This is a genomic window from Nocardiopsis sp. CNZ308 (assembly GCF_004217075.1).
Genome location: NZ_SHKJ01000001.1, coordinates 6,266,299 through 6,293,212 on the forward strand (window position 1 = coordinate 6,266,299; position 26,914 = coordinate 6,293,212).

General features: G+C 73.6%; 22 protein-coding genes and 1 riboswitch. Of the genes, 11 read left to right on the plus strand and 11 right to left on the minus strand.

Going from position 1 to position 26,914, the window contains the following annotated elements:
• Window positions 1–42: 42 nt before the first annotated feature.
• Both EV372_RS27065 and EV372_RS27070 read right to left on the minus strand, forming a co-directional pair.
• Complete coding sequence (locus EV372_RS27065) at window positions 43–744, minus strand: response regulator (RefSeq protein ID WP_130398381.1); 702 nt, start codon at window positions 742–744, stop codon at window positions 43–45.
• A complete protein-coding gene (locus EV372_RS27070; RefSeq protein WP_130398382.1) occupies window positions 711–2,099 on the minus strand; it encodes a sensor histidine kinase in 1,389 nt (462 codons plus the stop codon). Before EV372_RS27070 ends, EV372_RS27065 begins: the two co-directional genes overlap by 34 nt.
• A gap of 194 nt (window positions 2,100–2,293) precedes the next feature.
• Between EV372_RS27070 and purB the strand changes: the two genes are divergently transcribed.
• Both purB and EV372_RS27080 read left to right on the plus strand, forming a co-directional pair.
• Window positions 2,294–3,724, plus strand: coding sequence for an adenylosuccinate lyase (gene purB / locus EV372_RS27075; RefSeq protein ID WP_130398383.1), 1,431 nt, complete (start codon window positions 2,294–2,296; stop codon window positions 3,722–3,724).
• 212 nt (window positions 3,725–3,936) lie between these two features.
• On the plus strand, window positions 3,937–4,161 hold the full coding sequence (locus EV372_RS27080) for a histidine kinase (protein ID WP_130398384.1): 225 nt from the start codon (window positions 3,937–3,939) through the stop codon (window positions 4,159–4,161).
• A 73-nt stretch (window positions 4,162–4,234) separates the two neighbouring features.
• On the opposite strand, the gene EV372_RS27085 is transcribed toward EV372_RS27080, so the two are convergent.
• Window positions 4,235–5,194, minus strand: coding sequence for a threonine/serine dehydratase family protein (locus tag EV372_RS27085; protein ID WP_130398385.1), 960 nt, complete (start codon window positions 5,192–5,194; stop codon window positions 4,235–4,237).
• Window positions 5,195–5,419: 225 nt separating this feature from the next.
• Window positions 5,420–5,600, plus strand: a riboswitch (cobalamin riboswitch).
• A 25-nt stretch (window positions 5,601–5,625) separates the two neighbouring features.
• On the opposite strand from EV372_RS27085, the gene EV372_RS27090 reads away from it, so the two are divergent.
• The 3 genes from EV372_RS27090 to EV372_RS27100 are packed head-to-tail and all read left to right on the plus strand — an operon-like array spanning window position 5,626 to window position 8,830.
• Window positions 5,626–6,672, plus strand: coding sequence for an ABC transporter substrate-binding protein (locus EV372_RS27090; RefSeq protein ID WP_130398386.1), 1,047 nt, complete (start codon window positions 5,626–5,628; stop codon window positions 6,670–6,672).
• Window positions 6,673–6,680: 8 nt separating this feature from the next.
• Entirely contained in the window at window positions 6,681–7,772 is a 1,092-nt protein-coding gene (locus EV372_RS27095) for an iron ABC transporter permease (protein WP_130398387.1), read from the plus strand.
• Window positions 7,769–8,830 (plus strand): iron chelate uptake ABC transporter family permease subunit, encoded by a 1,062-nt coding sequence (locus EV372_RS27100; protein WP_130398388.1) that lies wholly within the window; start codon window positions 7,769–7,771, stop codon window positions 8,828–8,830. The genes EV372_RS27095 and EV372_RS27100 overlap by 4 nt, the downstream gene beginning before the upstream one ends.
• Window positions 8,831–8,876: 46 nt before the next feature.
• On the opposite strand, the gene EV372_RS27105 is transcribed toward EV372_RS27100, so the two are convergent.
• Window positions 8,877–10,151, minus strand: a complete 1,275-nt coding sequence (locus EV372_RS27105; RefSeq protein WP_130398389.1) for an MFS transporter — start codon at window positions 10,149–10,151, stop codon at window positions 8,877–8,879.
• Window positions 10,152–10,409: 258 nt separating this feature from the next.
• Here EV372_RS27105 and EV372_RS27110 point away from each other — a divergent pair, with 258 nt between their 5' ends.
• The 4 genes from EV372_RS27110 to EV372_RS27125 all read left to right on the plus strand — a co-directional run bounded on the left by EV372_RS27110 (window position 10,410) and on the right by EV372_RS27125 (window position 13,763).
• A complete protein-coding gene (locus tag EV372_RS27110) occupies window positions 10,410–11,129 on the plus strand; it encodes a class I SAM-dependent methyltransferase (protein WP_130398390.1) in 720 nt (239 codons plus the stop codon).
• Window positions 11,126–11,917: a Rossmann-like domain-containing protein gene (locus tag EV372_RS27115; protein ID WP_130398391.1), complete on the plus strand. Its 792-nt coding sequence runs from the start codon at window positions 11,126–11,128 to the stop codon at window positions 11,915–11,917. The genes EV372_RS27110 and EV372_RS27115 overlap by 4 nt, the downstream gene beginning before the upstream one ends.
• Before the next feature lie 87 nt (window positions 11,918–12,004).
• Window positions 12,005–13,027, plus strand: a complete 1,023-nt coding sequence (locus EV372_RS27120) for a pyridoxal-phosphate dependent enzyme (protein ID WP_130398392.1) — start codon at window positions 12,005–12,007, stop codon at window positions 13,025–13,027.
• Window positions 13,028–13,169: 142 nt separating this feature from the next.
• The gene (locus EV372_RS27125) at window positions 13,170–13,763 is read left to right on the plus strand and encodes a flavin reductase family protein (RefSeq protein WP_130398393.1); all 594 of its coding nucleotides are present in this window, start codon (window positions 13,170–13,172) and stop codon (window positions 13,761–13,763) included.
• Window positions 13,764–13,923: 160 nt separating this feature from the next.
• On the opposite strand, the gene EV372_RS27130 is transcribed toward EV372_RS27125, so the two are convergent.
• The 6 genes from EV372_RS27130 to EV372_RS27155 all read right to left on the minus strand — a co-directional run bounded on the left by EV372_RS27130 (window position 13,924) and on the right by EV372_RS27155 (window position 23,929).
• Complete coding sequence (locus EV372_RS27130; RefSeq protein WP_130398394.1) at window positions 13,924–14,592, minus strand: maleylpyruvate isomerase family mycothiol-dependent enzyme; 669 nt, start codon at window positions 14,590–14,592, stop codon at window positions 13,924–13,926.
• 100 nt (window positions 14,593–14,692) lie between these two features.
• A complete protein-coding gene (locus tag EV372_RS27135) occupies window positions 14,693–15,751 on the minus strand; it encodes a lytic polysaccharide monooxygenase (RefSeq protein WP_130398395.1) in 1,059 nt (352 codons plus the stop codon).
• 230 nt (window positions 15,752–15,981) lie between these two features.
• Complete coding sequence (locus EV372_RS27140; protein WP_130398396.1) at window positions 15,982–17,346, minus strand: cellulase family glycosylhydrolase; 1,365 nt, start codon at window positions 17,344–17,346, stop codon at window positions 15,982–15,984.
• Between the two features lie 195 nt (window positions 17,347–17,541).
• On the minus strand, window positions 17,542–18,975 hold the full coding sequence (locus EV372_RS27145; protein ID WP_130398397.1) for an endo-1,4-beta-xylanase: 1,434 nt from the start codon (window positions 18,973–18,975) through the stop codon (window positions 17,542–17,544).
• A gap of 71 nt (window positions 18,976–19,046) precedes the next feature.
• A complete protein-coding gene (locus EV372_RS27150; RefSeq protein ID WP_130398398.1) occupies window positions 19,047–21,725 on the minus strand; it encodes a glycoside hydrolase family 48 protein in 2,679 nt (892 codons plus the stop codon).
• Between the two features lie 437 nt (window positions 21,726–22,162).
• The gene (locus tag EV372_RS27155) at window positions 22,163–23,929 is read right to left on the minus strand and encodes a glycoside hydrolase family 6 protein (RefSeq protein ID WP_130398399.1); all 1,767 of its coding nucleotides are present in this window, start codon (window positions 23,927–23,929) and stop codon (window positions 22,163–22,165) included.
• Window positions 23,930–24,432: 503 nt separating this feature from the next.
• Here EV372_RS27155 and EV372_RS27160 point away from each other — a divergent pair.
• A complete protein-coding gene (locus EV372_RS27160) occupies window positions 24,433–25,053 on the plus strand; it encodes an FMN reductase (RefSeq protein ID WP_130398400.1) in 621 nt (206 codons plus the stop codon).
• 25 nt (window positions 25,054–25,078) lie between these two features.
• On the opposite strand, the gene EV372_RS27165 is transcribed toward EV372_RS27160, so the two are convergent.
• A complete protein-coding gene (locus EV372_RS27165) occupies window positions 25,079–25,804 on the minus strand; it encodes an SDR family oxidoreductase (RefSeq protein WP_130398401.1) in 726 nt (241 codons plus the stop codon).
• Between the two features lie 83 nt (window positions 25,805–25,887).
• On the opposite strand from EV372_RS27165, the gene EV372_RS27170 reads away from it, so the two are divergent.
• A complete protein-coding gene (locus EV372_RS27170; protein WP_130398402.1) occupies window positions 25,888–26,811 on the plus strand; it encodes a LysR family transcriptional regulator in 924 nt (307 codons plus the stop codon).
• Window positions 26,812–26,914 lie beyond the last annotated feature (103 nt).

The following is a 26,914-nucleotide window of genomic DNA, read 5'->3' on the forward strand; positions in this document are numbered from 1 at the left end:
CACCGGGGGCGCCGTCCCCGCCGTGCGGGGGACGGCCCCGGCTCAGGCGGGGCGGCCTCGCAGGTAGGCCAGGACCGCCTGGACGCGGCGGTGCACCCCGTCGTCCGGGGGCAGGTCGAGCTTGGCCAGGATGTTGCCCACGTGCTTGCCGACGGCGGCGTCGCTGACCACCAGGTGGCGGGCGATCGCCCCGTTGGAGCGGCCCTCGGCCATCAGGGCGAGGACCTCGCGCTCGCGCGGGGTCAGGCGCTCCAGCGGGTCGGCGCGGCGGCGCAGCAGCTGGCGGACCACCTCGGGGTCGACGAAGGTCTCGCCGTCCACCACCCGGCGCAGCACGGAGGCGAACTCGCGGACGTCGCCCACCCTCTGCTTGAGCAGGTAGCCCACGCCCTGGCCGCTGCCGGAGTCGAGCAGGTCGGTGGCGTAGCTCAGCTCCACGTACTGGCTCAGCGCGACCACCGCCAGGCCCGGGCGCTCGCGGCGCAGCCGGACGGCGGCCCGCAGCCCCTCGTCGGTGAAGCCGGGCGGCATGCGGATGTCGGTGACCACGAGGCCGGGTTCGTGCTCGGCGACGGCCGACACCAGTGCCTCGGCGTCGCCGACCGAGGCCACGACGGGGAAGCCGAAGCGCTCCAGGATTCCGGACAGCCCCTCTCTGAGCAGCACGCCGTCCTCGGCCAGGACGGTGGGCACCGGGGGCGCGTCGGGGGTCACGCCAGCGTGGTCGGGGGGACGGGTCCGCACGGAAGCTCCACTCGGATTCGGGTAGGTCCGCCCTGGGGGCTGGACAGCTCCATTGTGCCGCCCATGACCGCGACGCGGTCCCTGAGCCCGGTGATCCCGGACCCGCGTGCGGGGTCGGCGCCGCCCGGGCCGTGGTCGGTGACCTCCACCAGCAGGGTGTCGGGTCGGCCCGGCGCGCCGGGTGCGGTGCTGGCGTGCACGGTGGCGGCGTCGGCCCCGGTGTGCTTGCAGACGTTGGTCAGGGCCTCGGCGACCACGAAGTAGGCCGTGCCCTCCACGTGCGCGGGCAGGCGTCCGCCGATCCGCGCGTGCACCGTCACGGGCACGGGGCAGCGGTCGGCCAGCTCCTCCAGGGCGGCGGACAGCCCCCGGTCGGTGAGGACCCGGGGATGGATGCCGCGCACCAGCTCGCGCAGCTCGGTGATGAGCTCGTCGGCCTTGGCCTGGGCGGCGACCACGCGCTGGTCGGCCTCGCTGCCCTCCTCCAGGTCCAGGCGGGCCACGCCCAGGTCCATGGACAGGGCGACCAGGCGCTGCTGGGCGCCGTCGTGCAGGTCGCGTTCGATGCGCCTGCGCTCGTACTCGAAGGCGTTGACCAGGCGGGCCCGCGACTCGGTGACCTGGTTGAGTTCGGCGTGCAGGACCCCCTTGGGCGGGCCGACCAGCAGGGCGCGGGCCAGCAGGGCGTGCAGGCACGCCAGGGCCGCCGACACGTAGAGCAGGACGACCAGCAGCAGCGGGGCCAGGAGGGTGTAGGGCATCGCCTCGGCGCTGGAGGTGAGCCTCACGGGGCCGAGGTCGACGACGGAGCCGGGGCTGTCGTCCAGCAGGAGCGGGCCGGAGGCCAGGACGATCACGAGCAGCAGCAGGAAGCCGGTGAGCATGGCGTTGACCCCCGCCAGGAGGAGCATCAGCCCCGCGTAGGCCACCTCCCGCCAGGTGGCGGCCTCGGTGTAGCGGGTGCGCACCCACCCCCACAGCCCGGGGACCGGTTCGCGGTGCCCGCTCTCGCGGGGGCCGCCCCCGACCAGGCCCAGGCGCCAGCGCTCCAGCGCGCCCAGGGGGATGGCGACCAGCGGGCCGAACAGGAACGTCAATGCCAGGCACAGGGCCAGCACCAGCACGATCCCGCCGTAGTCGGCGGAGACCTCGATCCCTCCGGTCCAGGCCATGAACAGCGCCGCCCAGGGGGCCAGGACGGGCGAGGCGACGAAGAACAGGACGGAGGCCACCAGGACGGTGCTGCCGCTGTAGGCGAGGCCGCGCCAGGGCCAGGAGGTGAGCAGGAAACGCCTCGTCGCGAGCGCCTGGAACAGGGCGCGCGGCGCGTTCGGGGGCTCCGCGGGAGTGGTCATGGGACAACGTTAGACAGGCCCGGCGCAGGCCGGAACCGGCTGCGCCACCGGGTCGGGGGTGGGGCTGGCCCTACCTTCCGGCCCCGGATCCGGGCGTTCGCCGACCGCCCCGCGTCGCCGCCGGTCCGCTCTCGGGGCGTTCGGGGGGAGTGGCCGCGCGTGCGCCGCAGCTCAGGACGATAGGGTCGGACGACGTGAGTGCGAAACCGCTGATCCCTGATGTCCTGGCTGCCCGCTACGCGTCCGCGGAGCTGACCCGGCTGTGGTCCCCCGAGTACAAGGTGGTCGCCGAGCGGCGGCTGTGGCTGGCCGTGCTGCGCGCCCAGGCGCGTCTGGGCGTGGACGTCCCGGCCGGTGTGGTCGAGGACTACGAGAAGGTCCTGGAGCAGGTGGACCTGGCCTCCATCGCCGAGCGCGAGCGGGTCACCCGCCACGACGTCAAGGCCCGCATCGAGGAGTTCAACGCCCTCGCCGGGCACGAGCACGTGCACAAGGGCATGACCTCGCGCGACCTGACCGAGAACGTCGAGCAGCTCCAGGTGCGCGACAGCCTGCTGCTGGCCCGCGACCGGGTGGTGGCTCTGCTGGCGCGGCTGGGGAGGCTGTCGGCCGAGTACGGCGAGACGGTGATGGCGGGCCGCTCCCACAACGTGGCGGCGCAGGCCACGACGCTCGGCAAGCGGTTCGCGTCGATCGCCGACGAGGTGCTGGTCGCCCACGGGCGGCTGGAGGAGCTGATCTCCCGCTACCCGCTGCGCGGGATCAAGGGCCCGGTGGGCACCGCGCAGGACATGCTGGACCTGCTGGGCGGGGACCGGGCCGCGCTCAGCGCGCTGGAGGACGAGGTGGCCTCCCACCTCGGGTTCGAGCGGCGCTTCACCAGCGTGGGCCAGGTCTACCCGCGCTCGCTGGACTTCGAGGTGCTGACCGCGCTGGTGCAGCTGGCCGCCGGTCCCTCGTCGCTGGCCAAGACGATCCGCCTGATGGCCGGGCACGAGCTGGTCACCGAGGGGTTCGCCGAGGGCCAGGTGGGCTCCTCGGCCATGCCGCACAAGATGAACACGCGCTCGTGCGAGCGGGTCAACGGGCTGACCGTGATCCTGCGCGGGTACGCGTCCATGGCCGGTGAGCTGGCCGGGGACCAGTGGAACGAGGGCGACGTGTCCTGCTCGGTGGTGCGCCGGGTGGCCCTGCCGGACGCGTTCTTCGCCTTCGACGGGCTGGTGGAGACGATGCTGACGGTGCTGGACGAGTTCGGGGCCTTCCCCGCGGTGGTCTCCGCCGAGCTCGACCGCTACCTGCCGTTCCTGGCCACGACCAAGATGCTCATGGCCGCGGTGCGCGCCGGGGTGGGCCGCGAGACCGCCCACGAGCTGATCAAGGAGCACGCGGTGGGCTCGGCCCTGGCCATGCGCCAGGAGGGTGCGGGCAACCGGCTGCTGGACCGCCTGGCCGAGGACGAGCGCTTCCCGCTCGGCCGCGAGGAGCTGGACGCGCTGCTGGCCGACCGGATCACCTTCACCGGCGCCGCCGCCGACCAGGTGGCCGCCGTGGTGGGGCGGATCGACGCGATCGTGGCCGCGCACCCGGAGGCGGCCGCCTACTCCCCCGGTTCGATCCTGTAAGGGGATCCGGATCCGCCTGGCGAGGGGTCCGGGACGGTGCCGCGGCGCCGTCCCGGACCCCTCGCCATGTGCGGCGGACGGACGTGCTGCGGGCGGGCGCGCGGTGGCGCGCGTATGACCCAGTTCACCGCCGCTGACGCTCGGCCCGAAAGTTAACACCTATTACGGTTGGGCTGTCGGCACGTCCAACCCCCGATCCCCTCGGAGCACCCATGATCGACCCCGATTCCTTCGGTACCGCGCTGTGGACCGTGCTGATCGTCGCCGCCGTCGTCATCGCCTTCGGTCTGGCCGCCCTGTCGGACATGGCCATGCGCCGCCGCGAGGACCGTGCCGCGCGCGCCGCCGGACGCGACGACCCCGTGGCGGCGCGCGCCGGCGAGCGGCAGCGCGTGAACGGGAGCGGGCCCACCGGCGGCGGGGGCTCCCGAGCCTGACACCGGCGCCGCCCCGGCGGGGCGGCGCCCCCGACCTGCGGCGGACGGCCTCCGCCCCGCACGGTCGCGCGGCTCACGCCACCAGGCGGGCGAACAGCTCCGGGTCGGCGTTGCCCCCCGAGACGACCGCGACCGTCTCCTGCGGGCGGCCGGGCGCGGTGGGCACCCGGCCCGCCAGGACCGCGGCGGCGGCCAGGGCCCCGCTGGGCTCGGCGACCAGGCGCGCCCCGTGGGCGAGGGCGGCGACGGCGCGGGCGATCTCCTCCTCGGTCACGGTGACGACCCCGTCCAGGCGGGCGCGCAGGTGGGCGAAGGTCAGCTCGGACAGGCACACGCGCACCCCGTCGGCCATGGTGCGGTGGGTGCGCTCGGGCGGCCAGGTGACCAGGCTTCCGGTGCGCAGGCTCTCGGCGGCGTCGGCGGCCAGTTCGGGTTCCACCCCCACGACGCGGACGCGGCGCGGGCCCGCGGCGGCCAGCGCGGCGGTGGCCACCCCCGAGGCCAGACCGCCTCCGCCCACGGGCACGACGACGGTCGCCACCTCGGGCGACTGCTCCAGGACCTCCAGGCCGACCGTGCCCTGGCCCGCGATGACGCGCGGGTCGTCGAAGGGCGGGACGAGGGCGAGCCCCTCCTCGTCCCGGAGCCGCCGGGCGGTGGCCTCCCGCTCCCGGGGGGCGACCATGACGATGCGGGCGCCCAGGGCGCGCATGCGGTCGACCTTCACCCCGGGCGCGCCCTCGGGGACGACGACGGTGCAGGGCACCCCGTGCCGGGCGGCGGCGTGGGCGAGCGCCTGGCCGTGGTTGCCCGAGGAGTGGGTCACCACACCGCTCCGGCGCTGGCCGGGGTCGAGCAGGGCGACGGCGTTGGTGGCGCCGCGCAGCTTGAAGGCCCCGGTGGGCTGGAGGCTCTCGGGCTTGAGCAGGAACGGCGGCCCTCCGGCGGGGCCCGCCGTCAGCGGGGTGCGCACCACCTCCCCGCGCAGGCGTTCCCGGGCGGCGCGGACGTCCTCCACCGTGATCAGTTCCATGGGCCCTCTATGCCCGGTCCCGGCCCGGCCACGCGTCCGGACGGTGCCCCGCCCGGTCCGGGTGCGGCGGCCGTGCGGGCCACGGCGCGGGGCTCCCGCCCCGCCGGGTCCTCCCCCCCTCCGGTCGGGCGGCTCACGGGGGTCCGGCCGTCGGTCGGGAGGGGAGCGGGTCTCGCGGAGGGGACCCGCGTGCACTACCGTGGCCCGTTGACTGTCAGCACAAGTCCATATCGTCGACGTCGCAGTGCACGGGAAGCCGGTGGAAGTCCGGCGCGGTCCTCGCCACTGTGACCGGAGGGCGCCTCCCACACGCCACCGGGCCGGACACGGCCCGGGAAGGGGGAGCGGCGCGGGGCGAGAGCCCGACTCCGGGAGCCAGGAGACCGGCTGCGACCGTCCGCGTCATCAGACCACGAAGGATGGTTTGTTCGATGAAGCCCACCGGGACACGCGCGGTCCGGTACCGCCTGCCCGCCTGCGCCGCCCTCGCCCTGCTCCTGGCCACGACCGCCTGCGGCGGGGGTTCCGCCGCCCCCTCCCCCGAGGCCGCCGGGGAGACGATCCGCAACTGCGGCGTCGACGTGGCCGCGGACAGCCCGCCGGAACGGGTGTTCGCCGCCTACCAGCCCGCCATCGAGACCGCCCACGCGCTGGGCCTCAGCGACCGCCTGGTGGGGACGGCGTTCCTGGACGCCGCCGTCCTGGAGGAGTACGCCGACGCCCAGGCCGGGCAGGAGTACTACCCCAACCTGCCCAGCCGGGAGGAACTGCTCAGCCACGGGCCCGACTTCGTGCTCGCCGGGTTCAACGACGTGTTCACCGACGAGAACCTCGGTACGCGGGCCTCCCTGGGCGAGCTGGGCATCGGCAGCTGGATCCCGGCGCCGCTGTGCCCGAGCGGGGACGGGCGCACCGACGCGACCATCGACCCGGCCTCGGTGACGATGGACAACGTCTACGCCGACCTGCGGGACCTGGGCGCCCTGTTCGGCGCGCGCGAGCGCGCCGAGGAGGTCATCGCGCACATGGAGGGCACGATAGGCGGGGTCACCGAGGCCCTGGAGGGCGGCGTGCCCGAGGAGGACCGGCCCTCGGTGATGGTCGGCCGCCCCAGCGACCAGGGGTTCCGGGTGGCCGGCGGGCAGGACTTCTCCACCGAGATCATCCGCCTGGCCGGAGGCGTCAACGCCTTCGCCGACCTGGACGGCGGGCGCAACCACGACGTGGCCGTCGAGGACGTGATCGCGCGCGACCCCGACTTCATCCTGGTCGACGTGTGCTGCGACGCGCGGATGACCGCCGCCGACGCCGCCCCGGACGTGGAGCGGATCACGGCCGATCCCGTGCTGGCCAACCTGACCGCGGTCACCGAGGAGCAGGTGGAGGAGTTCACCTTCGCCGACCGCTCCGCGGGTGTGCGCAGCGCGGCCGCGGTGGAGACGGTCGCCCGGATCCTGCACCCCGGCCTGTTCGGGTAGGCGGGCCGATGGCCCCCCGTGTGGCGGAGAGGCCCGTGACGACCGTGCCCTCGGGAGTCCGGCGCCGGCTGCGGGCCGCGGCCGACGGTCCCGGGGTGCTCGTCAGTGCCCGCGCCCGCGTCGCCGGGTTGGCGGTGGCGCTGCTGGTCCTGGCCGCGGCCCTGCTGGCGTCGGTCCTGGTCGGCTACGAGCGGCTGTCCGTGGCCGACGTGTACCTCGCCTACGCCGGTTTCACCGGTTCGGACACCGACCTGGTCGTGCGGCACCTGCGTGTGCCGCGCACCCTGGCCGGGCTGGCGGTCGGCACGGCCCTGGGCGTGTCCGGGGTCCTGGCGCAGGGGGTGACCCGCAACCCCCTCGGCGACCCCGGCGTCCTCGGCATCAACGCGGGCGCCTCCCTGGCGGCGGTCCTCGCGATCAGCGTGTTCGGGGTGTCCGCGCTGCTGGGCTACGTCGGCTTCGCCTTCGTGGGCGCCGCGGCGGCGGTCTGCGCGGTCTACGCCGTGGGGTCGCTGGGCCGGGAGGGCGGCGGTCCGGTCAGGCTCACGCTCGCCGGAGCCGCGGTCTCGGCCCTGCTGGGTTCGCTGACCTCGGCGATCGTCCTGCGCGACCGCGCGAGCCTGGACGAGTACCGGTTCTGGGTGGTGGGCTCGCTGGCGGGCGCCGACGGCGCGGCGCTGCTCCAGGCGCTGCCGTTCCTGGCCGCCGGGCTGGTGACGGCGGTGGCGGTGGCCCGGTCCCTGAACGCGGTGGCGCTCGGCGACGAGCTGGCCCGCTCCCTGGGGACACGGCTGTGGCTGGTGCGCGGGGCGAGCGCCCTGGCGGTGGTGCTCCTGGCGGGAACGGCGACGGCCGTGGCCGGTCCGATCGGCTTCGTCGGCGTCGCCGTGCCGCACGCGGCGCGGGTCCTGGTCGGCCCCGACCACCGCTGGGTGCTGCCCTGGTCGGCGGTGCTGGCGCCCGTCCTGTTGTTGGCGGCCGACGTCGCGGGCCGGGTGGTGGCGCGTCCGGAGGAGTTGCAGGTCGGCGTCCTCACCGCTCTCATCGGTGCGCCGTTCTTCGTCCTCCTGGTGCGCGGGCGAAGGGTGACGGGGCCGTGACGGCGCGCTCCGGGGTCCTGGGCCCCCGGACGGGGGCGGCCCGCCTGGGCGGACTGTCGGTGCGGGTGTACTGGCCCGCGGTACTGCTCGGCGGCCTGCTCACCGCCCTGGCTTCGGCGGTGGCCCTGGTCTCGCTGACCCTGGGGGACTTCGAGCTGGGTGTGGGCGAGGTGGTGGACGCGCTCACCGGCCGTGCCGGGGTGATGGTGACGCACGTGGTGGTGGAGATGCGGCTGCCGCGTGTGCTCACCGCGCTGGGTGTGGGCGCCGCGCTGGCGCTCTCGGGGGCGCTGCTGCAACGGCTGGCGCACAACCCGCTGGTCAGCCCGGACGTCATCGGGGTCAGCGCGGGCGCGACGACGGCGGCGGTGCTCGCCATCGTCGTCTTCGGCGGCACGGCGGCGGCGATCGCGGCCAGTGCGCTGGCGGGAGCCGTGGCCACCGCGTTCCTGCTGTACCTGCTCGCCTACCGGCGCGGTGTCAGCGGGCAGCGGCTGGTCCTGGTGGGGATCGCGGTCACCGCGATGCTGGGCGCGGTGACGTCGTACCTGCTGACCCGCACGGAGCTCACCACGGCGCAGCGCGCCATGCTCTGGCTCACCGGCAGCCTGGCCAACCGGGACTGGCCGCACGTGGTGACGGTGGCGGTGGCGCTGGCCGTCCTGGCGCCGACCACGCTCCTGCTGGCCCGGCCGCTGTCCCTGCTCCAGCTCGGGGAGGACACGGCGACCGCCCTGGGCGGCCGGGTGCGGCTCGCCCGGGGCGCCCTGCTGTTCACCTCCGCCGCGCTCGCGGCCACGGCCACCGCCGTCGCCGGTCCCGTCGCGTTCGTCGCCCTGGTGGCCCCGCAGATCGTGCGGCGGCTGCTGGGCGGACGCGCCCTCGGGCTGCTGGCCTGCGCCGCCTGCGGAGCGCTCCTGACGGCCGGCGCGGACCTGGTCGCGCGCACCGCCTTCGGGGGGAGCGAACTTCCGGTCGGGGTGGTCACCGGGGTGCTGGGAGCCCCCTTCCTGCTGTACCTGCTGGCGCGCGGCGACAGCGCGGGACGGGGCCGGTGAACGCCCGCGGCGCCGCCCCGCCGGGTCGCCGGGGGCGCCTTCCCGGTCAGGCGGCCCGCGGGGCCGGGGCCCCGCGGCCTCCCATGGCGAAGTGGCGCGAACCGGGGGCGAGCGCCGCGGCCCCCGGGGCCAGGAAGCACAGGGCGGCGCACACGACGAGGACCGCCTCCGTGCCGAAGGCCTGGGTGGCCGGGGCGATCAGCGCGAGCCCGACCGGGGCCAGGCCGTAGGAGAACAGGAAGTCCAGGGAGGAGACGCGGGCGAGCTTGTCGGGCGCGACCTCGCGCTGGGCGGCGGTGAACCACGGGACGTTGAACAGTTCGATCCCGACCCCCGCCAGGGCGTAGGCGGCGAACACCGTCCACGGGCCCACGGGGAGGAGCAGGCTCAGCGGCGCGAGGCCGTACAGGGCCAGGCCCGCCAGCGCCACCCACCCCTGGGAGGAGGGGCGCCAGCGCCCGATCAGCAGCGCCCCGGCCAGCGCGCCGCCGGTGTAGGCGGTCAGCGCGCCCGCCAGCACCGCCTCGGTGCCGTAGGTGTCGCGGCTGACCACGGGGAGCAGCACGCCCGTGGCGGAGTACCCGGTGGCGATCACCGCCGTCAGGGCGCCCAGCCCCGCGAGGAACCACGTGTGGCGCCGGGCCTCGCGCAGCCCGTCCCGGAAGTCGGCGACCAGGGAGAAGCCGCGCGCGGGCACCGCCCCCGGGGCGGGCGCGCTCCGGCCCCGGGGCGGGGCCAGTGCGGCGACGGCCCAGAGCGCGGCGGTGACCAGGAGGAGGGCGTGCACGCCCAGGACCGTGGAGAGCAGCGCCGTCACCCCCGGGGCGACCAGGGTGGTGACCCGCACGGAGATGGTGAGCGCCGCGTTGGCGCGCTGGCGCCGCGGCTCGTCCACGACCTCGGCGGTCAGCGCCTGGAAGGCGGGTCTACAGGCTCCCTGGCCCGCGCCCACGGCCGCCGCGGCCACGGCCGCGAGCGCGAGGGCTCCGGTCGCCACGCCCACGGCGACCAGCGGCGTGGCGGCCGCCGCGAGGACCCCTGCCCACAGCACCACCGCGCGGCGGGAGAGCCGGTCGGCCAGCAGGCCGCCGAGCGGCAGGGCCAGGAGGAAGCCGCCGGTACGGGTGGCCAGGAGCAGGCCGAGCCCCATGGCGGTGAGCGATCCGTCCAGCACGGCCAGGCCGAGGATGAACGGCATGGCCCACGTGGCCAGTCCCGAGGCGGTGCTCCCCGACCACAGGCGCAGGAAGGCGGGGTCCGAGAACACGTGCGCGCGCGGTGGGGCCGTGGGCACAGTGCCGGTCTGCTGGGGGTGGGCCACGTCTTTCCACGTCCTCTCCGCGGAGGGTCACCGGCGGGGCGCGCTGGCGCCGCCCCGCCCGGGCGCGTCCGTCGCGGGCCCGTCCGCCGCGCGGCGCCCGGGTCCACGGAACACACCCCCGGGGACGCGAACTCCGACCCCACTAATGACAATGGTTATCGTTTTATCTACAATAGCGCGCGGACTCCGGTACTCAGAACATCCGGCGCTCCCCGTTGGTGTCCCGTGTTACTCCCGACCCCCTTTGGAAGGACGACCGTGGACCGCTCCCTCGTGGACCAACTGCCCCCACCGCTGCCCGCCGAACAGATCCTCGCCGTCAACCCGCCGCGAGAGGACCTGCACACCACCCGCTCCTACACCTGGAACGGCTGGGGGTTCGAGGTACCGCCCGGCGTCTTCCTCCCCGGCGGGACCAGCAGGATGATCCACCAGCGCATCCTGGACGACGACATCGACGTGCGCGGACGGCGCTACGCCGCCATGGGCGTGGGCCTGGGCGTGGAGGCCGTCGCCGCAGGGGCCCGCGGCGCCCGCCGGGTCCACGCCGCCGACGTCCACGCCCCCAGCGTCGAGGCCGCCGCCCGCAACTTCGCGCGCCTGCTCGGGGACCGCACCGCCACCGAACTCGTCCCCGTGACCGGCGACATGTTCGAGGGCTTCCCGGACGGGACCGGGCTCGACGTGGTCACCTTCAACCCGCCCGCGGTCAGCCAGACGGTCAGCACCGACCCCGACGTCGTGCGCAACGTGTGCGTGGGCGCGGCGATCACGGAGAAGTTCTTCACCCAGCTGGCCGAGCGCCCGCTGCTGGCCCCCGGCGCGGAGGTCTTCCTCATCGCCTCCAACACCGCCGACCTGCGCCGCATCGTCGCCCACGCGGAGGCCACCGGCTTCCGGGCCGGGGTCCACCACCGGCACGACTGGGGCGACGGGGTCCTGACCTACCTGTTCCGCTTCCAGGAGGCCGGGAGATGACCCTCGACGACCTCCTGCGCGACGCCGTCGGCCGGGTCGGCGACACCGTGGCCACCAGCGTCTTCTGGCTCCACCACGGCACCCGCCTGGCCGGGGGCGACACCACCTACCTCAACCACTACATCGCCGTGCGCGTCGGCGGTGCCTTCGGGGCCTGCGCCTTCGAGGACGGGCAGATCGCGCCGGACCTGTGCCGCGAGGCCTCGGGCGCCCCGCTGGCCGAACTGCTCGCTCAGGGACCCCTCCCCCTGCGGGTGGCCGCCCTGGACGCCCACCTCGCCCACACCTCGCCGCACCGCGAGGACCCCCGGGCCGAACCGGTCACCCTGCCCGCCGGGACACCAGAACAGCGCGCGCGGGCCCGGGACGCCGCCGTCGCCGGTCTCGTCCCCATCACCGAGGGCGCGCGGATCGCGCTGATCGGCGTCGTCAACCCCCTCGTGGCGGCCATCCGCGAACGCGGCGGCGAGTGCCTGCCCTGCGACCTCAACCTGCGCACCACCCGCTGGGGCGACCCCGTCTCGGAGTCCATGGAGGAGGTGGTCGACGCGGCCGACGCCGTCGTGGCCACCGGCATGACCCTCGGCAACGGCACCTTCGACCCGCTCCTGGCACGGTGCCGCGGGCGCGGCGTCCCCCTGTACGTCTACGCCCAGAGCGCGAGCGCGGTGGCGCGCGCCTTCCTCGGCCGCGGAGTCGACGGAGTCTCCGCCGAGCCCTTCCCCTTCTCCCAGTTCAGCGCCGACCCCACGCGGCTCTACCGCTACCGGGCGACCCCGGCGGCCTGAACACCCACGCCCTCCTCCCGGGCGGGCGCGTGCACCGTCGCGTTCCGGCGCACGCGCCCGCCCCAGCCACCAGTAAGGAGAACGACCGTGGACGAGCACGTCTCTGAAGCGATCGGCCGCCCCGACCTCATCGACCTGGGCGGCGGACTGCTGTGCCTGCGGTTCGAGACCCTCAAGGCCCTCTCGGCCCTGGCCGCCGTCCGCCACCTCGTCGAGACCGGCGCCGTCCGCCCCGGCGACACCGTGGTGGACAGCTCCAGCGGCGTCTACGCGCACGCGCTGGCGCTGGCCTGCCACCGGTACGGGCTGCGATGTCACATCATCGGCTCCACCACCGTGGACCGCACCCTGCGCGTACAACTGGAGGTCCTGGGCGTACACCTGGAACAGATGGAGTCCACCGACGACCTGCGCCTGGACCAGAACCGCCGGGTGCGCCGGGTCAGGGAGGTCCTGGCCGCCCACCCGGACCACCACTGGATGCGCCAGTACCACGACCCCCTCCACTACCTGGGCTACCGGGAGGTCGCCGAGACGATCCGCCGGGAGACGGCGGGCGCGGACCTCACGCTCGTGGGGGGTGTGGGGACGGGCGTGTCCACCGGCGCGCTGGGCACCTACCTGCGCGAGGCCGACCCGGGCACCCGCCTGGTGGGGGTGCAGCCGTTCGGCAGCGTCACCTTCGCCAGCGACGGCGTGCCCGACAAGGACATCATCATCGCCGGGATCGGCAGCGCCATCCCCTTCGGCAACGTCGACCACACCCTCTACGACACCGTGCACTGGACCGGTTTCACGGCGGCCCTGGCCGGGACGGTCGACCTGCTGCGGCGGCACGCCGTGTTCGCGGGGCTCTCCAGCGGCGCCGCCTACCTGGCCGCCCGGTGGGAACTGGGACTCTCCCCCGGCCGGACGGTGGTGTTCCTCGCCGCCGACACCGGCCACCGCTACACCGAGTCCGTGTTCGCCCGCCACCGGGAGGCCGAGGCGGTGGAGGACCTCAAGCCGCTGGACGTCACCGGCACCTCCGAGCTGCGCCTGCCCTGGGCGCGCATGGAGTGGCGCCGGGCCGGGGCGCCGCGGCAGGCGGAGTTCGACCGCACGGCCTGAGCCGGACGCGCGGGCGCGGGACGGCGGTGGCCGCGCCCGCGCGCGGGGCACCGCGCCGGGGCCCGCCCTCGGGTCGCCGTCCGCCCCGCCGCGCGGTCCGGGGGTTCGGCCCGCTCGGCGCGGGGCGGGATAATCGATGCCGATGCGTACCGAATGGACACCGCGAGACCTGCCCGGACGAGCGTTCTACCAGCTGATGACGGCCGTGATCCTGCCGCGCCCGATCGCGTGGGTCTCCACCACGTCGGCGTCGGGCGTGGACAACCTGGCACCGCACTCCTTCTTCACCGTCGCGTGCACCCAGCCGCCGATCGTGCAGTTCACCTCGGTGCGGCGCAAGGACTCGCTGCGCAACGTGGAGGAGACCGGCGAGTTCGTGGTCAACCTGGCACCGGAGCCGATGCAGGCACAGGTCAACGCCAGCGGCACCTCCTACCCGCCGGAGGTGAGCGAGTTCGAGGCCCTGGGGATCGGGCGCGAGCCCAGCGCGTCGGTGCGCCCTCCCCGGGTGGCCGACTCCCCGGTGGCGCTGGAGTGCGTGCTGCACTCGACGGTGGGCCTGGGCGACTCGACGGTGGTGTTCGGCCGGGTGGTACGGGCGGCCGTGGACGAGTCGGTGCTGGTGGACGGGCACCCGGAGGCGACCCTGCTGCGCCCGCTGGCGCGGCTGGGCCGCGACGAGTGGTCCACGCTGGGCGAGGTGCGGTCCCTCCAGCGGATCCCGTACCGGCCCTGACCGGCGGCTCCGGCCGCCGCCGTCAGGCGGCCGACCCGGCATGCGGAGGGTCCGTCCCGGCCAGCGGAGGCCGTCCGGACCGCCGCTTCCGGCCCGTCCGACCGGGAGCGGCGGGCACGGGTCCCGCACGGGCGGTTCGGGCACGCCCGCCGTTCCCCGGTCAGACCCGCAGGCCGGTCTCGGGGAAGGGGAAGGCCGACAGGCGGTACAGGACGTCGGCGGGGTCACCGCTCCAGTCCATGGCGCGTATCTGGGCGGCGCTGCGGCGGCCGGTGGCGGCGCGCACCAGCTCGAAGGCCGTGGCCGACCACTCCAGGTCGGCCCGCTCACCGAAGGCCCACTCCTGGCCGGTGTCCGTGGCCGCCACGCGCACCCCGGGTAGCTCGGGGGACCACGCGCGGGCCGTCGCGCCCAGGACGAAGGCGGCCAGTTCGTCGGCGTGTTCGGTCTGGGCGGGCATCCCCAGCGCGCCCCGGACGTCGTTCTCGTGGTGCCACACGTCGATCGCGGGCAGCGAGTAGCGGGCCCGGGTCCGGGTGGCGAAGACCTCCAGCAGGGCCGGGGTGTCCTCGCGCCAGGCCGCGCAGAGCGCGGCGATGTCCAGGTGCTCGCGCTCGGCCACCTGGCGGGCGGTGACGGCGTCGTCGGCCGGGGGCGTGACCCGTTCCGCGGGCACGTCGGCGCAGAGTCCGGCCAGGTGCGCGTAGGTCTGCCGGACGGTCCACGCGGGCAGGGCGGGAACGGGCGTGGCGAGCTGCTCCGCGCTCAGGTCGTCGGCGAGCGCGAGCATGCGCTCCTGGCAGGAGGTGTAGATCTTCGCGGTGTTCATGGCGCCACGGTACCGAACAGCGTTCGGTACCGTGGCGCCGGGACCGCGCGGGCCTTCACGGCCCTCGTGTGGGGGGTACGGTCCCTCCGGGATGGTCAGGTCACGGCTCCTGGCAGGTCACCCGCGGCTCGATGTTCACGTTCCCCGAGGTGGCGGTGAACCCGAAGCTGGCGCTCTCCCCGGCCGCGAGCGAGCCGTTGTGCGCGGCGTTCCTGGCCTCGAAGTGGGCGCCGTGGTTGACGAGCGAGGCGTTCCAGGCGCTGCTGACCGCCTGGCCGTTGGCGAACACCCAGTCCACCATCCAGCCGTCGGTCCCGTCCTCGCCCGCGGTGACCTCGACCTCGGCCTGGAAGCCGCCCTGCCACTCGTTGAGGACCGTGTACTCGGCCGTGCAGTACTCACCCGCCGGCGGGTCCGTGGGCTCCGGCTCGGGTTCCGGCTCCGGCTCCGGCTCCGGCTCGGGCTCGGGGTCCGGGTTGCCGCCCGAGCCCCCTTCGAAGACCACGTCGGAGCAGTTGTAGAACGCCTCGGGACTGTCGGAGCGCTCCCACACCACGTAGATGACGTGCTGGCCCTCCTTGTCGGGCAGGTCCACGTCCCAGTAGTACTCGGCTCCGGCGACGCCGCCGCTGCGCAGCGGCGGGTCGGTGACCTCGTCGATGAGCTCCAGGGAGTCCCAGGTCAGCGCGTCGGTCGCGGGGTCGAACCCGTCCTCGGTGACGTAGGTGTAGAAGGTGCCCGGGTGCGCGGCCCAGGCGTTGTGGTGGAACTCCACCGTCGTGTTGGCGGGCAGCTCGGTGGTCGGCCAGTCGGCGCGGACCGCGTTGAAGGCGGAGAAGCTGTCGGTGGGTCCGCACAGCTCGCCGTCGGCCACGAACTCCTGGTGGCGTCCGTCGGAGTTGCTGATGAGGTTGCCGAACCAGTTCCAGAACGGGTAGTTGCCGCCCTCGGCCAGCGCGTCGGCGCAGGCGTCGTTGGTCGGCGCGAGCGCGCCGCCGCTGCTGCCGCCGGTGGCGTCCTGGAAGCAGGCGTAGGTGCGGCTGGCCGGGTAGGTGAACGCGCCGTGGGCCTGGGCCGTGTCGGGCAGCGCGACGACGGTGGTGCCGACGGCGAGGCCGCCGAGCGCCAAGGCCATGGCGAGGGTGCTGCGTGACCGCATGGGCCACTCCAATCTCTGTGGGGGGTGCCCGGCCGCACCGGGGCGGTGCGGGCCGGGGCGGGTGGTCTGTTCCCTCAGCGGGATCAGCGGGTGTGTCGGATCACGTGGTCACCGGGTCGCGGGGACTCCGGGTTGTGGGGGTACCGGGTCGCAGGGGCAGTGGGTCGCGGGGATTCCGGTGGTCGGGGCACTGGATCGTAGGAGCACGGAAAGAACAGGGTGCGGACGGGTCAGGAGCCGCTGCACGTCAGCTCGGGGGTCGAGACACCGCCGCTGGAGTTGCCGACGAACCCGAACGAGGTCGACTGCCCCGCCGCCAGCACGCCGTTGTAACCCACGTTCGTCGCGGTCACACTGCCGTCACTCCCCGACACCGACGCGTTCCAGGCGTGCGAGACGCTCTCACCGCTACCGAAGGTCCACTCCACAGTCCACCCCGACAGAGCGGCACCCGCCGTCACCGTCACCTGCGCCTGAAAACCCCCCTGCCACTGGTTCGTCACCGAGTACACCGCCTCACACTCACCCGACGGCGGGTCGGTGGGCTCCTCGGTCGGCGGGTCGGTGGGCTCCTCGGTGGGCGGGTCGGTCGGGTCGGGGCCGCCGCCGTAGACCGGGGCCTCCTCGGCGGTGGCGGCGATGCCGTCCGGTCCGTTGAAGATGCGCTCGCCCCAGGGGGTCAGGCTCTCGACGTCGAAGCCCTCGACCATGTCCAGGTACTCCACGGGGCTGCCGTTGCCGCTCCAGGACCAGCCGATGTAGCCCAGGCCCAGGCGCTCGGCGTGGGACATGATGGCGTCCTCGTCGGGGTTGCCGTCGGAGTGGTCGTGGCCGAACTCGCCGACGATCAGCGGCAGGCCCGCGTCGACGAAGTGCTCCAGGTAGGAGACGACCGTCGACTCCTGCTGGTAGACGCCGTACATGTGCACGGAGAAGACCGTGTTGGCGTGCGGGTCGGAGTCGAACACCGGCTGGGCGTTGTCGCGCATGACGCCCGCCCAGTCCTGGCCCCAGTTCGGCGCGTCCACGACCAGGGTGTGGTCGAAGCCCGCGTCGCGCAGGCGGTTGATGGCGTCGCTGGTGTCGGCGGCCCAGTTCTGGTTGATCGCGGCGTCGTTGCCGTAGGGCTCGTTGCCGATGTTGACGAGGATGTGGTCCTCCTCGCCCTCGACGGCCTCCTGGACGCGCAGCCAGTAGTCGACGGCCTGGTCGAGCGTGGCGGCCCCGGCCTGCTCGCCGTAACCGGTGGTGTCGTGCACCTCCAGGACGCAGATCAGCCGGTTGGTCTTGCACTCGTCGACGACGTCGGCCACGTCGGCGGCGGTGTTCTCCGTCCAGCGCTGGCCGCTGCTGAGGACGACGCGGACGGCGTTGGCGCCCAGGGACTTGATGTCGGCGAACGACTGGGTCTCCTGGGTGTACCAGGTGTGGGCGTGGCTGACGCCGCGGATGACGAAGTCGTTTCCGGCGGCGTCGACGAGGCGGCCGTCGCTGACGCGGAAGCCGGTGTCGGCGTGCGCGGGCAGCGAGTGCACGAGCAGTGCGGCCACCAGGGTGATGACCGACCCGAGGGCGATCAGCAGGCGTTTGACCATGGGAGGGCTCCAGGTAGAGGGGCGGACAACGTTGTCGGGTTGCGGGGGTCCCGCCCTCGTGGGCGGGGACCGGGTGGGCGCCGGGGGTGGCGGCTGCGTTCCCCCGGCGCCCGGTCCTGACACAGGCGCGGCCTGTTCCGGGGCGGTCGCGTCAGTGTCGTTCGGTCCTCCCCCGCGGGCGGGGTCAGCCGCCGGTCAGGAAGCGCTGCACGTGAGTTCGGGTGTGGAGACACCGCCGCTGGAGTTGCCGACGAACCCGAACGAGGTCGACTGCCCCGCCGCCAACGCGCCGTTGTAACCCACGTTCGTCGCGGTCACACTGCCGCCGCTCCCCGACACCGACGCGTTCCAGGCGTGCGAGACGCTCTCACCGCTACCGAAGGTCCACTCCACGGTCCACCCCGACAGAGCGGCACCCGCCGTCACCGTCACCTGCGCCTGAAAACCCCCCTGCCACTGGTTCGTCACCGAGTACACCGCCTCACACTCACCCGACGGCGGGTCGGTCGGGTCCGGGTCCGGGCCGGGACCGGGGTCGCCGCCGAGCGCCTCGTGGATCGACCAGTAGGCGGGCTTGGGCTCGTAGTCCTCGTCGATGGGCAGTGCCGCGCCCTGGCCCGGGAAGGTACCGGGAACCCAGGAGTGGGCGTCGGTGACGCCCCACACGATCACACCCGAGCACCCCTGGACCGCGTAGCAGGCGTTGACCACCTGCTCGTAGTCCCTGGCCTGCTGCTCCAGCTTCTGCTGGGTGACGGGCAGCTGGATGCGGATGTCCAGCTCGGTGATCATCACCTCCAGGCCCAGGTCCACGAAGCGCTGGATGTTCTGCTGGATGCTGGAGGGGACCTGCCCCGCGATGAGGTGGCCCTGGAAGCCGATGCCGTCGATCGGCACGCCCTGCGCCAGCAGGTCCCGGACCAGGTCGTAGTAGGCGTCGCTCTTGGCGTTGATCCCGTCGATGTTGTAGTCGTTGATGAACAGGCGGGCGTCGGGGTCGGCCCGGTCGGCCATCCGGAAGGCCTCGGCGATGAAGTCCTCCCCCAGCGTCCGGTAGAAGACCGAGTCGCGGAACCGGGCGTCGTCCCCGATGGGCTCGTTGACCACGTCCCAGGTGGCGATGTCGTCGCGGTAGCGCCCCACGGTGGTGCTGATGTGGGTGTCCATGACGTCCAGCAGCTGGCCCTCGGTGAAGGTGCCGTCCCTCACCCATGGGGGCAGCTGGCTGTGCCACACCAGCGTGTGGCCGTGGATCAGCTGGTCGTTCTGCTGGGCGAAGTCCACGATGCGGTCGGCGTTGGTCCAGTTGAACTGCCCCGGCTGGGGCTGGACGGTCTCCCACTTGAGGTCGTTCTCGTGGGTGACGGAGTTGAACTCGGTCGCGGCGGTCTGCGCGTAGGCCGCCTGGTTCAGGTGCTGCGGCGCGACCGCGGTGCCCATGCGCAGCCCGCGCTGGTCGGCGAGTTCGCGCAGGGTGGCCTGCTGGGCCCGGGCCGCCTCCTGCGCCGTGAGCGCTGTGTCCTCGGCGTGGGCGGCGGCGGTCAGACCGCCCGTGACCAGGCTGAGTGCGAGGGCGACCGCGGCCGCGGCCCCTCCCCGGAGCCGTCTTCGCCCCTTGGTGACCGACATGGTGTTCCTTTCTTCTGTGGGGGGTCGGGGGCGGGCGCCGTCGGCGCCCGCCCCCGTGCGGCTACGGCCGGTCAGGCGCCGTCGCCGAACAACTCGCCGTGGGTGGCGAGGGCTGTGGCCACGTCCACCTGCGCCCAGAAGCGGTGGTAGGTGAACTCGGGCACCGGTCCCCCGTTGAGGTACTCCTCGACCTGGGGCCAGTTCGGGTCGTCCTCGTAGAAGGACCGGATGGACAGGAACGTGGAGTCGGAGTCGACCGGGTCCCCGTTGGGCATCTGGCCGGTCCATCCCTGGGGGATGTAGAGGCCGCCGTCGGGGGCGCCGAACTCGTCGTCGAAGCGGGCGTAGTCGGCCCGCGTCTCGGGAACGGCGACGCCCAGGTCGTCCTGGTTGGCCAGGAGGGCGTCGAGCAGGCCCTCGGCCGTCGCGCGGGCGTCGGCGTCACCGGTGGCGGCGGCGTAGTGCATGAGGGTCTTGGCCAGGCCCGCGGCGATGCCGACGTCCTGTCCGTGCGAGACGACCTCGACGCTCAGGTCGGGGTTGCCCGTGGACTCGCCCGTCCAGGTGTCGGGCTGGCCGCTCCACTCCATGTCGGCGGGGATGGCGAACTCGCCGTTCTCGCCGACGGTGGTGTTGGCGATCGCCCAGGGCACCCAGTCGTCCAGGATGTCCCCGGCGCGCTCGTCACCGGTGATGCGGTGGTACTCGGCCACCCGCTCCATGTCCCAGACCTGGAAGCCGAACCAGCGGTTGGACGGCGGGTCGTGCCAGACGGGCTTCTCGTCGTAGAACATGCCGTAGAAGGTGGGCGTGCCCGAGGGCGGCTGGGCGTAGGTGCCCTCCCAGCTGTTGGTCGCGCCGCCCGCGATGGCGCCGTCGGAGGACTGGAGCCACTCCAGGAACTCCAGCTGCCGGTCGAGGCTGGTGCCCCAGTCCTCGGTGCCGGTGGCCGACTCCGGCTGGAGCGCGGACACCTCCGAGAGCGCGTAGGCCGCCATCACGTTCTGGTAGCCCTGGTGGGCGGAGGATCCGCCGATGCGCCAGGCCCAGGGGTACTGGGCGCTCTCCAGCGCGCCTCCCCAGGAGTAGTACCAGGCCATGAGGTAGTGCGCGGAGTCCTTGCCCGATCCGGGCGGGCAGGACTGGGGATCGACGCAGTCGCCGATCTCCTTGAAGTACTTGTCGAACATGGCGTAGCGCAGGTAGTCGCCCATCATCGCCGCGTTGGAGACGTTCTCGGCGATCGCGCCCTCGTTGCCCTGCTCCGAGGCCCACTCGTGCGCCAGGTAGGCCACCTGCACGGCGCGCGCGTCGGCGTCGGGGGCGTTGGTGTAGCGCCACTGCTCGGAGTAGTTGTCGTCGTCGGTGAACAGGTCGAGGAACCCGTTCTCGCCGCCGTGCTGGAAGGTCTCGCAGGACGGGTGCGGCACGGTCTCCCAGACCGACTCGTTGGAGCCGCGCTGGAAGGTGTTGATGTAGGCGGGGGCCTCATCGGTGCCGTCACCGCAGAACCCGTAGCCGTAGGTGTTGTCCACGTCCAGCAGCCAGTGCATGCCGTAGACCTCGTCGGTGCCGTAGGTGCTGCTCAGCTCCTGGGCGAGCGGGTCCTGCCCCGCCTCGACCGAGTCGTCCAGCGGCATCGGGTAGTCGCTCGGGTCGAGCGACTCGGGGATGTAGGTCGCCGGGGCCGACGGGTCGTAGGAGCCGTTCGTGGGCTGGTCGGCCGTGCCCGGGATGATGAAGGCCTCCATGGACTCCCACGCGGAGTTGAAGGGCTCCCAGTCGCCGGTGATCCTGCCGTAGGTCGCCTCCAGCCACAGGTAGTAGCTGTAGGCCTCGGAGGTGGTGGCGTGGCCGTGGTCGGGCGCCTCCACGATCAGGGTCTCCACCGAGTGGTACGGCACGAGGAGGCCGTCGAACTCGCGGAAGTAGCCGCTGTCGGGGTCCTTGATCTTGTCGTACTGGGTGAGGAACTCCTCCTCGTAGGCGTTGGAGGCGCCGGAGAGTTCGCGCGCGGTGACGACCACGGGGTCGTAGCCCTCGGCGGAGACGGTGAACTCGGCCTGGGCGGGGTCGCCCGAGCCGTCACCGGAGGAGGCGACCGTCACCTCCTGCGGGGTGTCCCAGTCGGCTTCGCCGAAGGTCAGCGAGGCTCCCGAGGCCACCGACAGGGTCGGGCTGCCGGAGGTGCGCTCCACGCTGACGGCCACGTCCTCGGCGGGCGCCTCGGACAGGGCCACGTCGAAGGCGGTCTCGCCGCCGGGCGCCAGGGTGACCGAGTCGGGGTCCACGACCAGGGTCGGGTCCTCGGGCTCGGGCTCCTCGCCCGCGCAGTCCAGGCCGTTGAGGGTGAAGTCGGTGGGTACCTCGTTGGTACCGCTGTAGGTGGCCTGGAATCCGAACGTCGCGGTCTGGCCGGAGGCGAGGCCGGGCGCCCAGGAGGGGCCGCTGGCGGTCACGGAGCCGCCGCTCTGGGAGACCTGCGCGCTCCAGCTGTTGCTGATGCGCTGGTTGCCGGAGAACTCCCAGCCCAGCGTCCAGTTGGAGAGGGACTCGGCCTCGTTGGTGACCGAGACCTCGGCCGTGAAACCCGAGCCCCAGTCGTTGAGTTGGTAGTCGACGGAGCAAATCGGTGCGGCCTGCGCGGGCGCGGCCGGAAGGAGGGCGGCTAGGAGCACCGCTCCGAGGAGCGCGGGCGCGGGTCTGCGCCAGCGCGCCGTGCGGCGCGGGCCGGGGCGGGGGGTGGTCACGTGTCCTCCTCGGACAGGTTCTCCGTTCCCCTCCGCGGTCCCGCGCGCCGGAGGACGGCGCCGGGGCGGAGCTCTCCGATGGGGGGAGGCGGCGGGGTCGGAGTGCGGGTGTGGGGGGGAGGGAGCCGGGTACGACGCTGTGACCTGCGGCTCGTTGCCCGGGTCGGGCCGGTGCGCGTTCGGTGGTTTTCCGGAATTCGGACGCCCGTTTCGCGCACGCCTTGCGGGAGCGCTCCCAGGCATCGTGGGGCGAAGTTAACATCCACGACACACGGAGACAACGGGTGCAAACATGGTGACTACTCGTTAAGTTCCCGGGGCCCCGGGGCGGGCCGGACCGCCCCGGGGAGTCTCGGAGCGCAGTGCGGAGCGGAGGTGCCCGCCCGTGTCGGACGGGCACCCCTCGTACTCACCGCACCGGCAGGCGGTCGCCGGTCCTACTGGATGGGCGGGTGGGCGTTGGCCAGCAGCTCCTGGAACTGCGCGGAGAACCAGTGCCCCGAGATCGGCGCCTCGGGCAGCGCACCGCTCATGTTGTAACCGTTGCGCGGGTTGCCCTCATAGGTCGGGTCGCACATCCGGTCGAACCCCTTGCCCTCCGGGTTCTCGATGTACTCGCTGGACCCGTCGGACTCACCCGGCGGCTTCATCCACACATAGGCGTCGATCCCCGGCTCCGGAGCGGCCTGGGGACGCTCACCCAACCCCGCACCGGACTGGTTGCACCAGTTCCCGGACTGGATCCGGCGGTCGTAGCGGCCCCCGTCCACGTAGGCGTTCACATCCGTGCTCGGCCCCGGCCCGTCCGGACGGTCCGGGCCGCCCCACCCGTTACGGGAGGTGTCGATGAGCATCCCGATCCCCGAATCGAAGCCCTGACCCACCAGCTCCTCGCGCAGAGCCTGGGCGAAGGACAGCTCGTCGGTGAACTGGTTCCAGTCCACCCAGTCCGACTGGCGCACCGGCGTACCCGCGATGGTCTGGTCGATGGAGAAGTTGTCCTCCACCAGAGCCGAGTAGTTCGCGGTGTTGGCGATGAACCCGTGCACATCGGCCGGAGTCGCCCCGGCGGCGTTGGCCGCCTCATGGAACAGCGCCGCCGAGGCGGTGAAGTTGTCCTGCCAACCGATCCACCCGTGGTGACCGGCGTCCACGTAGTTGTAGACGTTGTCGATCGCGCCCAGCTGCGCCAGCGCGTAGCCCACCCCCTCGACGTAGTTGCCGTTGGCCAGCATCTCGTCGCAGTTCTCGGTCGCGGTCTCGCGGGGGGAGACGTTGGTGACCAGGTTGGGCAGCGAGTCGATCTCGACCGTGGTCACCACCCGCAGCTCGGTGTCCTCGTAATCGGCCAGGATCTCGGCGATGGGATCGATGTAGTCGTTCTTGTACCGGTCGATCTCGTCCGGGCCCAGCTCGCCGTTGGAGGCCAGGGCGGCGCAGTCACGGCCGGGCAGGTTGTAGATGACCACCTGGAACACCAGCGGCTCACCGTCGGCCTGGGCCAGGGCCTCGTCCAGGTGATCGCGCAATCCCATGCTGCCGGTGGTGGGGCTGTCGTTGCCCTCGATGGCGCTGATGCGGTCCAGCCACACCCCGGTGGGCTCATCGGCCACGGCGTCCCCGCCGGGCTCGGCGGCGGCGTTGGCCGACCAGATCGGGTTGACGTACACGTCAGCGCCCACGTACGGATTGTCCACCCGCTCGCCCGTGCCGGGGTCCGGGTCCGGGTCCGGATCGGGGTCGGGGTCCGGATCGGGGTCGGGGTCGACTAGGCCCTCACAGGCCACACCGTTCAGGGTGAACTCGGCGGGGACGGCGTTGGCGCCCGAGTACGTGGCCTGGAAGCCGAAGGTGGCCGTGCCGTCCGTCGCGATCGCGCCGTTGTACCCGGCGTTGGTGGCCGAGACGCTCTGTCCGCTCTGGGTGACGGTGCCGTTCCAGGAGTTGGTGACCCGCTGGTTTCCGGCGAAGTCCCATTCCAGGGTCCAGCCGTTGACCGCGTCGCCGAGGTTGGTGATCTCCACGCTCGCGGTGAACCCGGAGCCCCAGTCGTTGAGTTGGTAGTCGACCTCGCAACCGGCCGCTGCGCTGGCGGGGGCGGGCACGGCCGTGGCCAGTGCGGCGCCCACGATCAGGGCCGATGTCGCGGCGAGGCCGCGCCGTGCGCCCGGACGCCTGTCCGGAGTGCGCGGGATTCTGCTCATCTCTTGCTTTTCCTCATGGTTGGGGGGTGGTGCCAGAGGGACGAGAGTGTCGGGGCGCGGGGCCGCCGACTGATGCGTGGAATCCGAAGGGTGATGCGGGTGATGCGGGTGGTGCGCGGGGCACGTCGTCCTCCGGGGAGGGTGCGGCGACGCGGGGGGTGACCCCATGGGTGGGAGCGCTCCCAGAACAGGAGTGCGAAGGGCGGGATGGGACGGGTTGGGAATGCGGACACTCACGCTCCCCCGAACGCAACCCGAATCAGTGTGATTCAGGTCATTCGGGAGCGCTCCCATGAGAATAACCACCACGGCTTCACATGTAAACACCCCGTAAAGAACAGCGTTCGGCAGTGCGGTCCGACCTCGGAGGATCCCGACTCCGCGGCGGCCGCCCGCCCCTCACCCCCTGGCGCCCCCCACGGGAATAGCCGGGACGGGCGCGCCGTTCCTCTGGTAGTTTCACCAAAAACTACTTCTCAAGAAGCTTTTTACTAGGGGGACAGATGGCGACCCGCACACTGGTGACCGTCTCGGCGGGGATGAGCACGCCGTCCTCGACCCGCCTGCTCGCCGACCGGCTGACCGCCGCCGCCGAGTCCTCGCTGCGCGAGCGCGGCGACGAGGTCCGCACCCGTACCGTGGAGCTGCGCGAGGTGGCGCACGACATCGTGAACGCGATGACCACCCGGGTGCCCACCGGTGAGCTGCGCGGTGTGCTGGAGGACGTCGCCGGAGCCGACGGGATCATCGCGGTGACCCCGGTGTTCAACGCCTCCTACAGCGGCCTGTTCAAGTCCTTCTTCGACGTGGTCGACCCCGAGGACCTGGACGGCATGCCGGTGCTGATCGGCGCGACCGGAGGCAGCCCGCGCCACTCGCTGGTGCTGGAGCACGCGCTGCGGCCGATGTTCGCCCACACCCGTTCGGTGGTCGCGCCCACCGGCGTGTACGCGGCCTCGGAGGACTGGGGGTCGGGCGAGGGCGGCGGCCGCGAGCTGACCCAGCGCGTCGAGCGCGCCGGACGCCAGCTCGCGGCGCTGGCCGCGGACCGCTCCCCCGCGGCCGCGGACCCCTACGAGGAGCCGGTCCCCTTCGCCGACCTGATGTCGGGTCTGGGCGCCTGACCGGTCACCCACCGCCCGTCCGGGGTCACCAGGGGACGGCGCCCTCGTCGTCGAAGAAGCCGCCGCGCGGTCCGTCGTCGGGCAGGGTGGCGAGCCGGATCGCGATCGCCGCGCCCTGTTCGGGCGTCCGTGGCGCGTTGAAACCGGTGAAGTCGGTCGCCACGTAGCCCGGGCAGGCGGCGTTGACGATGACGTTGGTGTCGGCGAACCGGCGGGCGTACTGCGCCGTGACGCTGTTGAGCAGGGTCTTGGACGGCGCGTACGCGGCCAGGACGGGGCCGGTCCGCAACGTCAGAGAGCCCATGTTGCTCGACATGTTAACGATGCGCGGCGAGCTCGCGCGGCCGAGCAGCGGCAGCATCGCGTTCGTCACCCGCACGACCCCGAACACGTTCGTGTCGAGGACCTCGCGGAGGACGTCGAGGTCGAGGGTGGTCGGGTCCTGGGCTCCGCCGTCGGTGCGGCCGGAGACGCCCGCGTTGTTGACGAGCACGTCGAGCCGACCCGCCTCTCGCTCGATCGTCTTCGCCGCCGCCGCGACGCTGTCGTCGCACGTGACGTCGAGGGCGACCCCGAACGCGTCGGCGCCCGCCGCGCGCAGCCGCTCGACGGCCTCCTCCCGCCTGGCGTCGTCGCGGGCCCCCACCGCGACCGTGAAGCCCAACTCCCCCAGTCCTTGGGCGATGGCGAAACCGATTCCCTTGTTCGCGCCGGTGACCAGCGCGGTCTTCGTGTCGTTCACGGAGTCCATGCTCGGCGGAGCGCGCACCCGCGGTCCAATACCGGCTCGGTCGGCCGTGATACCCGCCGGGTATCGGTCCATAGGCTGTTGGCGTGGACGATCTCGAAACCCGCGAACTCCGCTACTTCGTCGCCGTCGCCGAGGAACTGCACTTCGGGCGCGCCGCCGACCGGCTCGGCATCGCGCAGCCTCCGCTCTCGCGCGCGATCGGGCGGCTGGAGCGGCGGCTCGGTGTCCCGCTCCTCGACCGGAACCGCCGCGGTGTGGCGCTCACCGACGCCGGCGGGGTGCTGCTCCGGGAGGCCCGGGCGGCCCTGGACGCGGTCGCGGCAGCCGCGCGCCGGACGCGGCGGGCCGGGGCCCCGGATCGGCCGCTGGTGCTCGTGACGAAGGCCGGGGCCTCCCACGAGCTGCTGCGACGGCTCCTCGACGCGGCGGGGAGCGCACCCGGCGCCGCGCCGGTCGAGGTCCTGCTGTGCGAGGTCGGCGAGCAGGCGGGGCTGCTCCGCGACGGGAGCGCCGACGTGGCGATCATGCACCTGCCCTTCGACGACGTCGCCGGGTTCGACACCGAGGAGCTCTGCGTCGAGGGCCAGGTGGCGATCCTTCCCGCCGCGCACCCGCTCGCCGCACGCGACCGGCTCACACTGGCGGAGGTCGCCGACGTGCCGGGCCTGCCGATCGCCCGGTGGCCCCGGCTCGACGGGACCTACCCCGACGGGCCCGGGCCGCGGGTGCGCACCCAGTCACAGCTCGCCCAACTCGTGGCGCTGGGCCGGACGCTGCTGGTCATCCCCGCCTCCAGCCGCGCCTGGCAGTGGCCCGAACACGTCGCGGTGCCCGTGACGGACGCGCCGCGGGTCACCACGGTGCTCGCGTGGCCCGCGGGCAGCCGCTCCCGGGAGGTCGCCTCGCTCGTGCGCTCGGCGGACGGGCTCCGCGGCACCGGGACGTGTGGCGGCTCCGAGCGGTCAGGCCCGGCCCCGTCGCGGCCCGCCGCCGTCGGGAAGGGCTGAGGCCGGGGCGCCCGCCGCCCGTCCGTGCCCCACACGCGGACGGACGACGGGTGGACCGGAGCCGGGCCGGGGTCGCGGCAGGCGCGGACGGCGGTGCCCCCGC